The sequence below is a fragment of the Bacillus sp. N3378-2at genome, assembly GCF_033412715.1.
GTDB classification, from domain to species: Bacteria; Bacillota; Bacilli; order Bacillales; family Bacillaceae; genus Bacillus; species Bacillus subtilis.
Window position 1 is genome coordinate 1,665,021 of record NZ_CP117986.1, and the last position, 14,152, is coordinate 1,679,172.

At 44.8% G+C, this 14,152-nt stretch carries 12 protein-coding genes; 3 read left to right on the forward strand and 9 right to left on the reverse strand.

Annotated elements, in window-relative coordinates; genetic code table 11:
- The first annotated feature begins 146 nt into the window (after window positions 1-146).
- Window positions 147-1,436 (forward strand): glutamate/proton symporter GltT, encoded by a 1,290-nt coding sequence (gene gltT / locus PUN35_RS09155; protein WP_014479353.1) that lies wholly within the window; start codon window positions 147-149, stop codon window positions 1,434-1,436.
- Between the two features lie 37 nt (window positions 1,437-1,473).
- Here gltT and PUN35_RS09160 read toward each other — a convergent pair whose 3' ends face one another.
- Window positions 1,474-1,881, reverse strand: coding sequence for an ASCH domain-containing protein (locus PUN35_RS09160; protein ID WP_014479352.1), 408 nt, complete (start codon window positions 1,879-1,881; stop codon window positions 1,474-1,476).
- Between the two features lie 12 nt (window positions 1,882-1,893).
- Window positions 1,894-2,934 (reverse strand): M42 family metallopeptidase, encoded by a 1,041-nt coding sequence (locus PUN35_RS09165; protein WP_014479351.1) that lies wholly within the window; start codon window positions 2,932-2,934, stop codon window positions 1,894-1,896.
- A 137-nt stretch (window positions 2,935-3,071) separates the two neighbouring features.
- On the opposite strand from PUN35_RS09165, the gene PUN35_RS09170 reads away from it, so the two are divergent.
- The gene (locus tag PUN35_RS09170) at window positions 3,072-3,263 is read left to right on the forward strand and encodes a hypothetical protein (protein ID WP_003245634.1); all 192 of its coding nucleotides are present in this window, start codon (window positions 3,072-3,074) and stop codon (window positions 3,261-3,263) included.
- A gap of 83 nt (window positions 3,264-3,346) precedes the next feature.
- On the opposite strand, the gene PUN35_RS09175 is transcribed toward PUN35_RS09170, so the two are convergent.
- On the reverse strand, window positions 3,347-4,123 hold the full coding sequence (locus PUN35_RS09175) for a YhfC family intramembrane metalloprotease (RefSeq protein WP_014479350.1): 777 nt from the start codon (window positions 4,121-4,123) through the stop codon (window positions 3,347-3,349).
- Between the two features lie 128 nt (window positions 4,124-4,251).
- Between PUN35_RS09175 and fabHB the strand changes: the two genes are divergently transcribed.
- Window positions 4,252-5,229: a beta-ketoacyl-ACP synthase III FabHB gene (gene fabHB / locus PUN35_RS09180; protein ID WP_003233200.1), complete on the forward strand. Its 978-nt coding sequence runs from the start codon at window positions 4,252-4,254 to the stop codon at window positions 5,227-5,229.
- A gap of 41 nt (window positions 5,230-5,270) precedes the next feature.
- On the opposite strand, the gene PUN35_RS09185 is transcribed toward fabHB, so the two are convergent.
- The 6 genes from PUN35_RS09185 to PUN35_RS09210 form a co-directional block, all read right to left on the reverse strand.
- On the reverse strand, window positions 5,271-7,598 hold the full coding sequence (locus tag PUN35_RS09185) for a YhgE/Pip domain-containing protein (protein ID WP_014479349.1): 2,328 nt from the start codon (window positions 7,596-7,598) through the stop codon (window positions 5,271-5,273).
- Between the two features lie 70 nt (window positions 7,599-7,668).
- Window positions 7,669-8,244 (reverse strand): TetR/AcrR family transcriptional regulator, encoded by a 576-nt coding sequence (locus PUN35_RS09190; RefSeq protein WP_014479348.1) that lies wholly within the window; start codon window positions 8,242-8,244, stop codon window positions 7,669-7,671.
- Window positions 8,245-8,390: 146 nt separating this feature from the next.
- Window positions 8,391-9,803: a protoporphyrinogen oxidase gene (gene hemY / locus PUN35_RS09195; protein WP_014479347.1), complete on the reverse strand. Its 1,413-nt coding sequence runs from the start codon at window positions 9,801-9,803 to the stop codon at window positions 8,391-8,393.
- Window positions 9,804-9,817: 14 nt separating this feature from the next.
- Window positions 9,818-10,750 carry a ferrochelatase gene (hemH, locus tag PUN35_RS09200; protein ID WP_014479346.1) on the reverse strand — a complete coding sequence of 311 codons (933 nt, stop codon included), beginning with the start codon at window positions 10,748-10,750 and terminating at the stop codon, window positions 9,818-9,820.
- Window positions 10,751-10,821: 71 nt separating this feature from the next.
- The gene (gene hemE, locus PUN35_RS09205; RefSeq protein WP_014479345.1) at window positions 10,822-11,883 is read right to left on the reverse strand and encodes a uroporphyrinogen decarboxylase; all 1,062 of its coding nucleotides are present in this window, start codon (window positions 11,881-11,883) and stop codon (window positions 10,822-10,824) included.
- 121 nt (window positions 11,884-12,004) lie between these two features.
- On the reverse strand, window positions 12,005-14,149 hold the full coding sequence (locus tag PUN35_RS09210; protein WP_014479344.1) for a transglycosylase domain-containing protein: 2,145 nt from the start codon (window positions 14,147-14,149) through the stop codon (window positions 12,005-12,007).
- Between the last annotated feature and the right edge of the window lie 3 nt (window positions 14,150-14,152).

Genomic DNA, 14,152 nt, shown 5'->3' on the forward strand with positions numbered 1-14,152 from the left:
AATGTCATTGAATATTCTTTATTTTCGAAATATAATTTACTATAGACGAATTGATTTCTTATCTATTATAATTTGATCTAATAGTGAGATTAAATATATGTCTATTCATGATATATGTTGATACTTTGTTTTTTGGGAGGTAATCTATGAAAAGAATTAAGTTTGGATTAGCCACACAAATATTCGTTGGACTTATTCTAGGTGTCATTGTTGGCGTCATTTGGTATGGCAACCCAGCATTGCCTACTTACCTGCAGCCAATCGGGGATCTCTTTTTACGCTTAATCAAAATGATAGTGATTCCTATTGTTGTCTCCAGCTTAATCATCGGTGTAGCCGGTGCAGGAAATGGAAAGCAAGTCGGTAAATTAGGCTTCAGAACGATTCTGTACTTCGAGATCATCACGACTTTTGCCATTATTCTCGGACTAGCCCTTGCAAACATCTTCCATCCGGGTACAGGAGTTAATATACACGAAGCTCAAAAATCGGACATCAGTCAATATGTTGAAACTGAAAAAGAACAAAGTAATAAATCAGTGGCAGAAACGTTCCTCCATATTGTGCCGACAAACTTCTTCCAGTCATTGGTCGAAGGGGATCTTCTAGCCATCATTTGCTTTACAGTACTATTTGCATTGGGTATTTCCGCAATCGGTGAAAGAGGCAAGCCTGTATTAGCCTTTTTTGAAGGTGTATCCCATGCCATGTTCCACGTTGTAAACCTTGTGATGAAAGTGGCGCCATTCGGCGTTTTCGCTCTTATCGGAGTGACTGTGTCTAAATTCGGACTCGGTTCTCTTATCTCTCTCGGAAAGCTCGTTGGATTGGTTTATGTCGCGCTTGCTTTCTTCTTAATTGTTATTTTCGGGATTGTCGCAAAAATTGCCGGCATCAGCATCTTCAAGTTCCTTGCTTACATGAAGGACGAAATCTTACTGGCGTTCAGTACGTCCAGCTCTGAAACGGTTCTTCCGCGCATCATGGAAAAAATGGAGAAAATCGGATGTCCGAAAGGAATTGTTTCATTTGTCATTCCGATCGGTTACACGTTTAACTTAGACGGTTCCGTTCTCTATCAATCTATTGCCGCACTCTTTTTAGCACAGGTATATGGCATTGATTTGACGATTTGGCACCAGATTACGCTTGTGCTCGTCTTAATGGTGTCATCTAAAGGGATGGCTGCCGTGCCTGGTACTTCTTTTGTTGTCTTGCTTGCAACGCTTGGCACCATCGGCGTTCCGGCTGAAGGACTTGCCTTTATTGCCGGCGTAGACCGCATCATGGATATGGCACGAACAGTTGTCAACCTGACTGGTAACGCGCTTGCTGCCGTTGTGATGTCTAAATGGGAAGGCATGTTTAATCCTGCGAAAGCAGAAACTGTTATGTCCCAATCGAAAACAGAACAAAACGCAACCATTTCTGGTTAATGAAAAGCCTGCGGGGTTCTTGCCCCGCAGGCTTTTTTTAATCTTTAACAAGCACAAACAGTTCTGTAATCAAAACAGTATCCTCATTCAGCTCCAGTTCACCGCTTTTGATCAGTTCCGCCCATGCCATCCGATGGTCCTCGTGAAACTCCGCAATTCGGTCTCCGTTGCCCTCTCCTTTGACTAACCTCATATCAGGCGCACCAAAGGTGGTTTCAAAGACATCTGTCACTTTTATATTGCATCTTGGATTGTCATGTTTATCATAAACGGTAACAAGCTGACCCGCTGTTTGATAAACGTCCCTCAATTCATCTTTTGAATATAATGATTTCGGCGCGCACGTAGCGGTTTTTTCTCCAGCAAGGATCTGCTGAATCAGCTGTTCTCCCAACCCGTCATCACCTTCCCAGCCGAATGTGCTTTTCAGCTTATAAATCTTCATTGGTCTTCCCCCTTATACCATTGGTGACTGTACATAGTAATACAGAAGCTTAGCGGTATGGCGAAGAGATGATTTATGGGTGCGTTCAAATGCATGGGAAGCGTCAATTCCCGGCCCTATGAGGCCATGTACAATATCATGCCCGGATTTGATCGCTGCTGACGCATCAGACCCGTAGTACGGATATATATCAAGCTTATAGTCAATATGATGCTTCTCGGCTAATTGAACTAAATGCTTTCTGAGCTGATAATGATACGGCCCGCTCGCATCCTTCACACAGATTGATACAGAATATTCATCTGTCGCCTGCCCGTCACCGATAGCCCCCATATCAACCGCCAAATATTCAACTGTTTCAGGAGGAATATTCGAATTCCCGCCGTAACCGATTTCTTCATTATTGGAAATAAGAAAATGGGTTGTATACGGCAGCTCAATGTCTTCTGTTTGAATTTCATGAATTAAGCGGAGCAATAAGGCGACGCTTGCTTTGTCATCCAAATGGCGCGATTTAATAAATCCGCTTGATGTGATCTCGACACGGGGATCAAACGACACAAAATCTCCGACGCCAATGCCAAGCTCCTCCGTATCTTTCCGGCAGTGAACAGGTTCATCTAGGCGGATCTCCATATTCTCTTGATTCCGCTCAGCCTTTCCCGCGTCTTTGTATACGTGCACAGACGTTTGATGCATTAAGATTGTGCCTGTGTACGTTTTTCCTGAGGCGGTTTCAATTTGGCAATACTCCCCCTCAATCGAGTTGTAGCGGAACCCGCCGATTAAATCGATTTTCAGCCGGCCGTCCGCTTTAATTTCCTTTACCATAGCGCCGAGGGTGTCAACGTGCGCAGTCAGCATGCGATGCCGGGATGTGTCGCGTCCTGGAAGCGTTGCAATTAAGCCGCCCTTGTGGTTCCGAACCGTTTCTACCTTCCATTCTTTTAAAAGGCTTTCAATATAATTGATCACCTCATATGTATTTCCGGTCGGGCTTGGGATCGATACCAGTTCTTTAATGAGCTCCATCGTTTTACGTACAGACGTCATAGGGCATTCCTCCTTTTATTTTCTACTTAAAATATACTCTTTTCCCGAGGGACCCGTCCAATCTTTTCCTATCAATCTCTCATATGCTGTAGAGAGCATGGGAAGAGGAGGGATTTCTATGTGCTGTCGTCATTCACATGAACAGAAATGTCGTTGTCACGATTGGTTCGATGATTTTTGGTTCTTTGACGAGTGGTTCGATAAAGATTTCCACGACCATTGCAAGAAAAAGAAAGAATGCCATGACCCTTGCGAGAAGAAGAAAAAGAAACACCATTGTTTCTCTTGTAAAAAACACAGACATTCTTGCTGTCATTGCTAAAGACTGAATCAGAAATATTCTGATAACCCATGCTTAATGAATATTTCCATTCACATTTTTCCAAGCGGGCATTGCTGCTGCTTGGACCTTTTATTGAAACACCCTTTTTGCTTTTACAATCCAATAAACTGATAAAGCCGCTATAAGAGCAACAATGATTTCAACAGCAGCAGCATGCTCTATGATTCCTCTTTGATATAAAACCGCCGGTACATTAAACAGTGCATGTAAAAGAATAGAATACAACAAAAACAGCGGCCGGCGGCTTTTAACCGCGTACAAAACAAGCAGAGACAGACCAATTTGGACGGCAATGGCACTGATTCTTTCTATTCCGCCCAGCATCCATTCATACGAAGGAGTATGCAGCAGCTGCTCTTGTATCGGCAAAAGCGCCTGTTTGATGTCGCCATTGACCAAAAGCTGTTCAAACGTCCCGCTATTGATTGCAAATGCGTATACAATAAGTGAGATAGAGGACAAGCCTGTAATCAGGATGGCTTCAAGCCCGCCATGGCCTGCCCCGAAAGCCAGACCATCTGCCCAAGTATGATGGCGCTTCATAAAAAATCGCATCATCATATACCTTCCGCACTCCTCAAAAATTCCCGCCATCAAGCAGCCGTAAATGCCATACCATAATGGATGTTGCATCGCTTCTTTCGTCATTTCATTCACTTGCAGTACATAAACATGAACGCCGCCTTCCAGCAGCTGAGCGAAGACAAAAAACGTGAGAGCGCCAATAAAAAACACTTTAAGCGAGGCGCCATACTTTCGCTTAAACCATACAATCAGCCCGATTGGCAACAGAAACGCAATAGCCCCGGATAATGCCAAAAAGACTACTGCTTCTTGACTGACCATTTTTCAGCCTCCTTTTTCTTTTTCATAGATTCCCTATTCTACACTTCTCTTTTTTTGTAAAAAAACCTTCTTTTTAGTACTAGATACTAATATCTAGTGTTATAATCTGACCATAAGGAGTGATTCATATGTCAAAAGCAAAAATTACAGCTATCGGCACCTATGCGCCGAGCAGACGTTTAACCAATGCAGATTTAGAAAAGATCGTTGATACCTCTGATGAATGGATCGTTCAGCGCACAGGAATGAGAGAACGCCGGATTGCGGATGAACATCAATTTACCTCTGATTTATGCATAGAAGCGGTGAAGAATCTCAAGAGCCGTTATAAAGGAACACTTGATGATGTCGATATGATCCTCGTTGCCACAACCACATCCGATTACGCCTTTCCGAGTACGGCATGCCGCGTACAGGAATATTTCGGCTGGGAAAGCACCGGCGCGCTGGATATTAATGCGACATGCGCCGGGCTGACTTACGGCCTCCATTTGGCAAATGGATTGATCACATCAGGCCTTCATCAAAAAATTCTCGTCATCGCCGGAGAGACGTTATCAAAGGTAACGGATTATACCGATCGAACGACATGCGTACTGTTCGGCGATGCCGCGGGTGCGCTGTTAGTAGAACGAGATGAAGAGACGCCGGGATTTCTTGCGTCTGTACAAGGAACAAGCGGGAACGGCGGCGATATTTTGTATCGTGCCGGACTGCGAAATGAAATAAACGGTGTGCAGCTTGTCGGTTCCGGAAAAATGGTGCAAAACGGACGCGAGGTATATAAATGGGCCGCAAGAACCGTCCCTGGCGAATTTGAACGGCTTTTACATAAAGCAGGACTCAGCTCTGATGATCTCGATTGGTTTGTTCCTCACAGCGCCAACTTGCGCATGATCGAGTCAATTTGTGAAAAAACACCGTTCCCGATTGAAAAAACGCTCACTAGTGTTGAACACTATGGAAACACGTCTTCGGTTTCAATTGTTTTGGCGCTCGATCTCGCAGTGAAAGCCGGGAAGCTGAAAAAAGATCAAATCGTTTTGCTTTTCGGGTTTGGCGGCGGATTAACCTATACAGGATTGCTTATTAAATGGGGAATGTAACAAAAAAAGAACTTGTTTCCAAGGAAACAAGTTCTTTTTCTTTATGAAGCCCGCTGTTCTTCTGATGTTTCTTCCTTCCGGCTTAACATTGTAAAGTAAGTAATGCTTAGTGCAATCATGACGAGGGCGATGCCGATTAAGACGCCGGCCATCTGCCACATGTAGCCAAAGTCACCGTTTGAAATGACCGCTCTGAATCCGTTAATGCTGTAGGTCATCGGCAATGCGCCATGGATGACCTGATAGAAATTCGGGAGCAATTCAAGCGGGAAGGTTCCTCCGCTTGCTCCCAGCTGCAGCACTAAAATAATGACTGCGATAAATCGTCCCGGGTTGCCCATTGTCGTGGCCAAAAATTGAATCATTGCCAGGAAAGCGAGACTCGTAATAATCGTAAACACGTAAAATCTCCACGTGCTCTCAACCTCGAGACCAATTCCCAGAAGAAGAACCGTCGCCACAATCAATGATTGAATGATTCCTACAAGCATCATGACATTGAATTTGCTGAAGAACCACTCAAAACCATTTCTCGGACGTCCTGACGCTTCCTTCAGCGGGAAGACAACCGTCAGCATGATGCCGCCGACATATAAGCCCATTGACAGGATATAAGGTGTCAGCCCTGTACCGTAGTTAGGAACGGAATGAATGGCATCATCTTTGGTTTTTACCGGATCCGCAAACATGCCATATGTTTGATCATCAGCATCGATATCTCCTGTTTGGTCAGCCGCATCCTTCAGCTTACTAGACAGCTCTCCTGTGCCGTCCAACAGCTTGCCTAAACCTGTATCAAGTGATGCAGATCCGTCTGCCAGTTTTGATGATCCGCTTTGGACCTGTTTAGACCCGTCTAACAGCTTAAACAATCCGCCGGATACTTGGCTGCTTCCTGTCACCAATTGCTCTGAGCCCGCTTTTGCCTTTGCGAACTGCTTATTATATTCACCGATGCCGGCTGTCAGTTTAGTTTGGCCATCTGTCACCTGCTGTGACGCATTGTATAATTTCTCAGATCCAGCAGTTAATTTGTCAATCGCGTCTTGAGTGGCTTTTGCGCCGTTATAAAGTTTAGAGGTAGCTTCCGGCAATGCCTTCACCTGGGCAACCTGCGCTTTCACATCTTCCAATGAGCTTTTTATCGTTGCGATGTCAGGCAGCTGATCAGCTGAAGGAAGCCCACTTAAAATTTCATCAAAATCAGGCGCATCAACTTTCGGAAGCTGCTTTTCAACAGAGCTGATCAACTGGCTTTTTTGCTCTGCTGTTAAGAAATCACTCGAGTTGATGAGATTTTTGAATGCCTGATCACGGTTTTTTAAGCTGTTTTCAAAGTCAGACAGCTGTTTTTTAAATTCCTTCATCGCTGTTTCTGACTTTTCGAGGTTATTCACAGCTGTTTCAAGCTTCGTTAAATCGAGCGCATTTATAAGTTTTTCCGCTTTTGCTGCTTTCTCAGAACCTTCTTGCGCTTTACTGTTGAGCTGATCCAGCCCGTTTGTCAGATTAGGCAAGCCCTGCTGCACCTTTTGAAGGCCGGCATTCAGTTCATTCAGCTTGCCCGTTATCTTGCCTGATCCTGCTGCAAGCTGACTAGATTTATCATAAATCTGGTTGCTGCTGTCCTGGAATTTACCGAGCGAGCTATCAAGTGATTGGATGCCGCTCGTCACCTGAGCCGCTCCATCTGCAAGCTGCGCTGTTTTGTCACTGATGGTAGCGGTGCTTTCCTTCAGCTTCGCCAGATTTTCTTTCAGCTGTGCGCTTCCGTTTTTCGCATCCTTTGTGCCGTCATCAATTTTTTTCGCGCCGCTGCTCGCGTCGCTCAAACCTTTTGCGATATCTTTAAAGTTATCAAAAATAACTTTCGTATATTGCTCTGTCACTTCTTTAGAAACAGAAGCTTTCAGTTTATCAATCGCTTTTTCACCGATCGTTGCCCCTACATAGTTGGAACCGGCATTTGTATGGTATTTCAGATCCAATTTTTTTGGATTTTTGTCCAACACGGTGCTGGCATTCTTAGAAAAATCCTCAGGAATCTCGACAACTAAATAATATTTTTGATTCAATAAGTCCTTTAACGATTGGTCGAGATCATTGGAAAAATGCCAATCAAAGTTGTTATTATCCTTTAATTCTTTGACCAGATCATCACCGATTTGAAGTTTTTCTCCTTCATACGTTGCTCCCTTGTCTTGGTTGACGACAACGACAGGCAGCTGGTCAACTGTGCCGTACGGGTCCCAATAAGCCTTTAAGAATACGCCGCTGTAAATAAGCGGGACAAACAAAATGGCGATGATGGGAATCAATAATTTTTTACTTGTTACGATGTCTTTCCACTGACTTCGTATTGTGTTCATCCTGATGCCTCCATTCTAAAACTGACTCATCATGAAAAATGGTCATTTTCTTGCAAAGAGAAAGGATTATCTAGTTCGCTGACAATCCTTTGACAACATACAATTCAAGCAGTCCCGCAATTGTCTCTTTATCAAGCGGGGGGTGTTGTTTTTCCCAGTCAAAAATGAGCGCGATATAAAGCTTCAGCATCACAAAGGCTGTCAGTTCAGGGTCGCACGGCTTGATTGCGCCGCTTTTGATCCCGTCTTCAATCTTACTTTTGATATAAGACAGTATGGCTCGCTCCATTTTCTGGATCACTTCCTGAACTGCCATTGTACCAATCTCGGCATTCTCTTGGAAAATTTTAATCGTCAGCTGATGTGTTTTCCTGAACTCCAGAATGGCAAACAGCGCTCTGTGCACATTTTCATGGAACGGAAGGTTCGGCTCCATCGCTTCATCCGCTTTTTGCTTCATTTCCTTTAATAAAGTAGTGAAAATCTCGTCAAACAGCTCTTCTTTGTTTTTGAAAAAAGTATAAATGGTTCCCTTCCCCACGTTCGCAAGTTTTGCGACAAGATCCATTGTCGTCGCTTTATACCCGAACTGCGTGAAAGACTTTGTAGCCGCCTCCAAAATGAGCTTTTTTCGATCTATTGACATTGTATTCACCTCGAAACTGACCGTTTGAACATTTTAGTCATTAAGTACATATGCAAATGTATCATAACCTGCTGTTCAATTCAATCATTTTTTTACACAATATTGCCATTGCACATCAAAAAAACCTCCGCGATAAAGCGGAGGTTTTAGCTGAATAAATAGGTAAGCGCGTCAGACACGGCAGCTTTTCCTTGATCAATGCAGTCGGGAATGCCGACACCTTCGAAAGAAGCGCCTGTCATATAAACACCCGGATACGCAGATGCAAGTGCTTCACGCAGCTCCTTGATACGCTGCTTATGGCCGACATGGTACTGCGGCATGCTTTCATGCCATCGGGTGACACATGTCATTTCCGGCTCGCCGTTTATGTTCATGACTTTCTTTAAGTCTTCTAACACAATGTTGATAATGTCATTATCTGATAGATCGACAATGGATTCGTCTCCAGCTTTTCCGACATATGCCCGAAGCAGCGTTTTGCCTTCCGGAGCTGCGTGCGGCCATTTTTTATTCGTCCACGTACAGGCAGTGATCGCAAAGTCACTGTTTCTTGAAATAACAAAACCCGTGCCCTCATGCTCCATCTCGACGGAGCCTTCAGGGAAACCTAAAGCGACATTTGCCACCGATGTGGAGTGCATATTTTTCAAATGAGAAATGGCAGGAAGCTCAGAAAGCATTCCCGCAGCCGCTTTATGCGGAGCAGTCACAATTACTGAATCAGCATCAAGTGTGACGCCGTTATCCAATTCGAGCGAGTAACCAGAGCCGCCACGGCTGAGCTTGGTCACTTTTGTGCCTTTATACACCTTCGTCAGCTTTAACTGCTTTTCGATCTCTTCAACAAGGGTTTGCAATCCGGTTGACAAAGTCTGGAACTGGCCTTGCTTCTTTGCCGTCAGCTGCTGGCCTGAGCCTTGAGGCCTTGTTTTTTTCATGCCGAGAATCAGGCTTCTATGCTTTTGTTCTGTCTGGTAAAATTGCGGGAATGTCGACATCAGGCTGAGCTTGTCAATGTCGCCTGCATAGATCCCTGATAGAAGCGGCTCGATTAAGTTCTCGACCACTTCATCTCCGACACGTCTGCGGAAGAATTCTCCCAATGACTGATCATCCTTTGTTTTGCTTGCAGGCAGGATGAAATCCATTGCAGCTCTGGCCTTCCCAGACAAAGAAAACAGACCCGTAGAAACAAACGGCGCAATTTTTGTCGGTATCCCCATTACAGCGCCCTTCGGCATTGGATGCAGGGTGCGGTTTACAAGCACATAGGATTGTCCGGTCGCATTGTTGACAAGCAAATGCTCAAGACCTAAGTCTTTAACAAGCTGCGGGGCGCTTTTCTTTCGTTCCAGAAATGAGTCTGGCCCTCTTTCGATGATATAGCCGTCCTTCTTGACAGTCTGGATTTTTCCGCCGACTCTCGGACTTGCCTCAACAAGCGTCATTTCAAGCGGCAGATTCTTTTCTTTGATTTCTTTTTCCATATAGAAGGCGGCGGCTAAACCGGTAATGCCGCCGCCGATGATGACTACATGTTTTTTGCCGTCACTCATGTTCATCGCCTTCTTTAACGTCCTAATTTTTTTAATACGACTGTTGCCAAAGCATCAATAAATTCAGGCTTGGCATTTGGCATTTCCGGCCGGTAATAGCTTGCGCCGATATCGTCAGTCACCACTTTGCATTCATAATCATTATCATAAAGCACTTCTAAGTGATCCGCGACAAATCCAACAGGAACATATACAAATGCTTGATAGCCTTTTTGTTCGAATAAATCACGTGTTAAATCCTGAACATCGGGTCCGAGCCAAGGATCAGGCGTGTTCCCTTCACTTTGCCAGCCGACAGCATATTCGGAAACGCCTGCGCCTTCAGCAATCAATTTCGCCGATTCATGCAGCTGGTCCGGATACGGGTCTCCAAATTCTTTGATTTTTTCCGGCAGGCTGTGTGCGGATACGATGAGCATCGCGTTTTCTCTTTCATCCTCAGGCATTGACGCATATGTTTCCTTCACTCGGTCAACCCAATATTTCACGAACTTCGGTTCATCGTACCAGCTTTCAACTGACGTAATCGTTAAGCCGCCGAGTTTTTCAGCCTCTTCTTTGGCACGTTTGTTGTAGGACTGAACGCTGAACGTGGAGAAATGCGGCGCCAGCACGATGCTGACTGCTTCTGTAATGCCATCCTTATGCATCTCTGCTACGGCGTCTTCAATAAACGGCTCGATATGCTTCAGTCCGATATACGCTTTAAACGTAATCTCATCCTGAATTTCATTCAAGTGCTGTTCCAGATTATGCGCCTGCTCTTCTGTGATTTTGGCAAGCGGTGAAATGCCGCCAATCGCTTCGTATCTGTCTTTCAAATCTTGAAGCATTTCAGGTTCAGGCTTTCTGCCTCTTCTGATATGTGTATAATAACGTTCAATATCTTCTTCCTTATAAGGCGTGCCGTACGCCATCACGAGAAGCCCCATTTTCTTTCTACTCACTGTTTACACCCTCTTTAATGATCTGATACAAACATTTTGACAGGATATCATTAAGATACCAAAAGATATGCTTAGGAATATTGACCCATTTTTTTGTTTTGTGAATATTCATGGACAAACGCTGTCAGTTTTTTCAAAACCTCGGGACTGACATCAGGAAATACCCCATGGCCAAGATTGAAAATGAAGCCATCTGATTTCATACCCTGATCAAGTATTTCCTTCGTTTTCTTCTCAATGACTTCCCATGGCGCAAGCAAAATGGACGGGTCCAGGTTGCCCTGCACTGTTTTAGTGATTCCTTTTGATCTGGCTTCATCAATGCCGAGTCTCCAGTCAAGCCCGACAACATCGAGAGGAAGGTCATGCCAATCATCTGCGAGATGGCTTGCGCCGACGCCAAACATGATCAGCGGCACATTCTCCTTTGCGAGCTCTGAAAAAATCCGGTTCATTACGGGTTTGATGTATGTTCTGTAATCTGCCTGATTCAATGCGCCGACCCACGAATCAAAGATTTGAATCGCTTTTGCGCCTGCCTTAATCTGCGCTTTCACGTACACGATGATCATGTCGGCAAGCTTGGACATCAGCAGATTCCATGCATCTGGCATGCTGTACATGAAGGCTTTTGTTTTATTGTAGTTTTTCGACGGGCCGCCTTCGATCATATAGCTTGCAAGCGTAAAAGGCGCACCTGAGAAACCGATGAGCGGGACGTTCAGCTGCTCATTGACAAGCAGTTTAATTGTCTCAAGCACGTACGGCACGTCCTGTTCCGGATCAATTTGGCCGAGTTTTTCAATGTCCGCCAGAGACCGGATTGGCTGATCAATCACAGGACCGATCCCGTTTTTGATTTCAACATCCACACCGATTGACGGCAGCGGCGTCATGATATCTTTATAAAGGATTGCAGCATCGACTCCGTATTGCTCAACCGGCAGTCTTGTGACATACGCACAAAGTTCGGGCTGATGTGTGATCTCAAACAATCCGTACTTTTCCTTCAGCTTGCGGTATTCCGGCTGTGAGCGCCCTGCTTGCCTCATATACCACACAGGCGTGTGATCCGCTTTTTCTCCCCGCGCAGCTTTTAAAAACGTCTCGTTAAACGTTTCTCGTTTACTCATCTGATTTCCACCTTTCATACGGCAACCATACGTTCGTATTTCTTGACTTATTCCACTATACCTTGTTTTAGGCAAATGGTATAGAAATGTAGCTCAAAGTTCAAAAAATCGCCGAATTCCATTAAGAGGAAAACAATTTTGGCTGAACGTAATCGGTTCCTTCCCCTTCTCTTTTTGTCTGTGTATTATAAGGCACAATTTTATAAGACGCGCCCGAAAATAAGTTGGCATAAGGAATTTCATAGCTTCCCTTCCCTTCAACCGAATCAAGAAGCGTCTCCTCGCCGTCCTTGTTTACATAAATTCTGTATACGGCCCGATCATCCTCTTGAGCGTCCCACTTTAATTCAATAGTAAAGAGTCCCGCTGCTTTAAATGTGTAATCGGCTGTGAGTGTTTTGACCGGCTTCAACTCAATCGGGCTTTCCAGGTCTTTAATGTTTTTAGGCTTTGTGAACACATGACCGGTTTCTCCTGCCTGTGTCAAAATATCCTTAAACAGCCGCGTCGGGTATGAGCTCCCGGCTTTCAAATAATGGTTTTGATCCGTTTTGTCATAGCCCATCCAGACTGCCCCGGTTATTTTCGGCGTATAGCCTGCAAACCAAGCGTCCTTTGTCGCGCCGGAGACGCCTGTATAAGATGTAGAACCTGTTTTTCCCGCCAGGTCGCCGTGATAGGCGCCGGACGTGGCCGTTCCCTTTTTGACTACCTGCTGCAGCATTCTCGTCATATTCCAAGACGTCTGCTTGCTGAAAACCCGCTTTCCTTCCTCTTTATGATCGGCTATTGTTTCTCCGTCTTCATCTATTATGCTCGAGATAAAGAAAGGTTCCGTATACGTTCCATTCGCGGCAAATGTATGAAACGCGCCGGCAAGCTGGAGCGGCGAAACGCCTTTTTCCAAGCCTCCTAGAGCGAGAGCAAGTCCTTCATCAGGGATATCAATGCCGTTTGCTTTCAAATAAGATTTTCCTGTTTCGACGCCGATCTCATTCAGCGTCCAGACAGCCGGCGCGTTTTTGCTGTACGTAATGGCGTCAGACATAGTGACTTCGCCCTCATACCGGCTGTCGTAGTTTTTCGGCGTATAATCTCCGTAGGACTGCAACTCATCCTTCAATAGAGAATATGGCTTAAATTTCTTTTCCTGCATCGCCGGTCCGTATACAGCAAGCGGCTTAAATGTGGAACCCGGCTGGCGGACAGCTGTGACACGGTTATATCCTTTGGATGTGTAATCCCTTCCGCCGATGGCCGCTTCTACACCGCCTGTCTTGTTATTAATAAAGACCGCGCTTCCCTCGGCATTCTGATCTGTTCCGGGATAATAGCTACCCTCTTTCATCACCTGGTAAGCCGTTTTCTGCAGCTTCGAATCGAGCGGCACCTTGATCGTGTATCCTCCTTGAAGAAGCTGCTCCCCAGAAATGGAATACTTGTCTTCCGCCTCTTTGATCACAAGGTCAATGTAGCTGTCAAACCAAGGTGTTTCCGACTGTTTCTTCACGTGCAGTCCAAGCGTTCGGCCCTGTGCGGTGACAGCCTCTTTCGCACTGATATAGCCTTGGTCATTCATCATGCCTAGAATTGTATCACGCCGCTCCTTATTTTTATCAGGGTGCAAAATTGGAGAGTACGTAGAAGGCGCCTTCGGAATAGCGGCCAAAACAGCGCCTTCAGATACAGTCAAATCTTTTACTTCTTTATTAAAATAATAGTGGGACGCCGCTTGTATGCCGTAAACCCCATGTCCGAAGTAAAGCTGATTTAAATACATTTCAAGCAGCTTGTCCTTGCTGTAATCCCGTTCAAGATTGATCGCAATGATCACTTCTTTTGTTTTTCTTAGAAACGTTTTGTCATGTGTCAGAAAAATATTTTTGGCAAGCTGCTGGGTGATCGTGCTTCCGCCTTCCACCTTTCCGCCTGCTAATATATCGCGATACACTGCCCTTCCGACAGATTTTGCATCAATGCCGTGATGCTCATAGAACCTTTTATCCTCAACAGCGATAAACGCTTCTCTGACCTGCTTTGGAATCTCATTGATCGAGACCGGCTCGCGATTTTCTGTATACAGGCTTGCAACCTCATCTCCGTTTTGATCAACAATTTTTGAAGAAGCATGAAGAATAAGCTTTTTTTCATCTATGACATAATGGCCGAGAAAAATAATTGAAATATATCCTATTAAAGCGAGAAAAGCAGTTAACACTAAAATAATGATAGGTATAAAAAGTTTCTTTTTCTTTATCTTAAACATGAA